At 63.9% G+C, this 1956-nt stretch carries 3 protein-coding genes; 1 reads left to right on the plus strand and 2 read right to left on the minus strand.

The features are described from left to right. Nucleotides 1-82 precede the first annotated feature (82 nt). The gene (locus tag EN964_RS32980; protein WP_127269760.1) at nucleotides 83-889 is read left to right on the plus strand and encodes an undecaprenyl-diphosphate phosphatase; all 807 of its coding nucleotides are present in this window, start codon (nucleotides 83-85) and stop codon (nucleotides 887-889) included. Nucleotides 890-1062: 173 nt separating this feature from the next. On the opposite strand, the gene EN964_RS32985 is transcribed toward EN964_RS32980, so the two are convergent. Then, nucleotides 1063-1440 carry a YraN family protein gene (locus EN964_RS32985; RefSeq protein ID WP_127269758.1) on the minus strand — a complete coding sequence of 126 codons (378 nt, stop codon included), beginning with the start codon at nucleotides 1438-1440 and terminating at the stop codon, nucleotides 1063-1065. Next, nucleotides 1433-1956: 16S rRNA (cytidine(1402)-2'-O)-methyltransferase (locus EN964_RS32990; RefSeq protein ID WP_245490719.1), on the minus strand; the 524-nt coding region annotated here is incomplete at its 5' end. The genes EN964_RS32985 and EN964_RS32990, both read right to left, overlap by 8 nt.

Consider the following 1956-nt stretch of genomic DNA (forward strand, 5'->3'; position numbering starts at 1 on the left):
GGGTGTTGCGACCTATAGGGGGACTTCAACGCCATGACAAGCAAGCCCTTCTGTCAGCCGTCACGCCAATGCCGAGGTAGCCATGGAAAGCCAGACCATCGTCGAAGCCCTGCTGCTCGGCCTGCTGGAGGGGTTGACCGAGTTCATCCCGGTGTCGTCGACCGGCCATATTCTGCTTGCCGGTCATTTCCTCGGCTTCCATTCGACCGGCAAGGCCTTCGAGATCCTGATCCAGCTCGGCGCCATCCTGGCGATCCTCAGCGTCTATTTCCGCCGCCTGTGGAAGATGCTGCTCGAACTGCCGCATGACCGGCTGACGCGGCATTTCGCCATCGGCATCCTGATCGCCTTCCTGCCGGCGGCGATCATCGGCGCGCTGGCGCATGATTTCATCAAGACGGTGCTGTTCGAATCGCCGAGGCTGATCTGCATCATGCTGATCATCGGCGGCGTCGTGCTGCTGGCGGTGGACCGCATGAACCTCAAGCCGGTCTACCGCGATGTCGAGCGCTTCCCGACCCGGCTTTACCTGCAGATCGGGCTTTTCCAGTGCCTGTCGCTCATTCCCGGTACATCGCGTTCGGGCTCGACCATCGTCGGCGCCCTGCTTTTGGGCGTCGATAAGCGCGCTGCCGCTGAATTTTCCTTCTTCCTTGCGATCCCGACCATGGTCGGCGCCTTTGCCTTCGACCTGTTCAAGAACCGCAACGTGCTGAGCAGTGCCGACCTGCCGATCATCGCCGTCGGCTTCGTCGCCGCCTTCGTCACGGCGCTCATCGTCGTACGCTTCCTGCTCGATTATGTCTCGCGCAAAGGCTACGCGCTGTTCGGCTGGTGGCGGCTGGTGGTCGGCGGTGTCGGGTTGATGGCGCTGATGATCTGGGGGTGAGGAGTGGTCCGCGAAGCGGACGGAAAGCCAATTGCTTGGCTTTCCGAACGACGAACGGTGAAGGCCCGGTTCGCCTTCGGGCGGATCAAAAGGTCCGGTGGACCTTTTGAAGGGACTGAACGCCCGAAGGGCAGGGAGCCAGCGAAGGGCGAGCAACGCCCGTAAGTGGCCCCTCAACTCCTCCCGTAAAACGCGTTCTCGACATGCACCGGCCAGCGCCAGGGCAGCACCGCGACCATGTCGAAGCGCATCGACAGCCTGCCGTAGTCCGCTTGGCGCGACAGCCAGATGTCGGCCGCGCCTTCTATTCGACGTTCCGATTCGTGACCGATCGCCTCCATGGCTTCCATCAGCGTGCGGCGCGCCTTGACCTCGACGAACAGCACCAGATCGCCGCGCCGCGCGATCAGGTCGATCTCGCCGAAGCGTGTGCGGTGGCGGCGCGCAAGGATTCTGTAGCCCTTCATCATCAGTGCTGCCGCCGCCAGCCATTCACCGCGATGGCCGCGCCGATAGGCCTTTTGGCGGCTGACGCTTGGGCGCTCAGCCACTGTCGCTTTCTCCAGAAGTCTCCCTAAGGTCAAGCAGCCGCCGATAGAGGGCCTGTTTCTGGCCGCCGGTCATCTTCGCGGCTTCCGCGGCCGCCTTGGAGGCCGGCATTTCGACGGCAAGCGACAGAAGCAGACGGTCGATGTCTTCAGGCTCGTCGACCCTGGCCTCGGCCGGACCGACGCAGACGACGATTTCGCCCTTCGGCGTATCGGCCGCAGCATAGTGGTCGACCAGCGCCTGCAGCGTGCCGGTTCGCATCTCTTCGAAGGTCTTGGTCAATTCCCTGCCGATAGCGGCCTTGCGCTCGCCGCCGAGCGCTTCGACCATGGCAGCCAGGGAGTCAGCCAGCCGGCGCGGCGATTCAAAGAAAATCAATGTCGCCGGCACGGCCTTCAGTGCTTCCAGCCGTGTCAGCCGCTGCCCTGATTTGACCGGCAGGAAGCCGGCGAACAGGAAGGCATCGGAGGGCAGGCCGGATGCCGTCAGCGCCGCCAGCGGCGCTGACGGGCCGGGGA

The sequence above is a fragment of the Mesorhizobium sp. M7A.F.Ca.CA.001.10.2.1 genome, from assembly GCF_003998575.1.
In the GTDB taxonomy this organism is placed as follows: domain Bacteria; phylum Pseudomonadota; class Alphaproteobacteria; order Rhizobiales; family Rhizobiaceae; genus Mesorhizobium.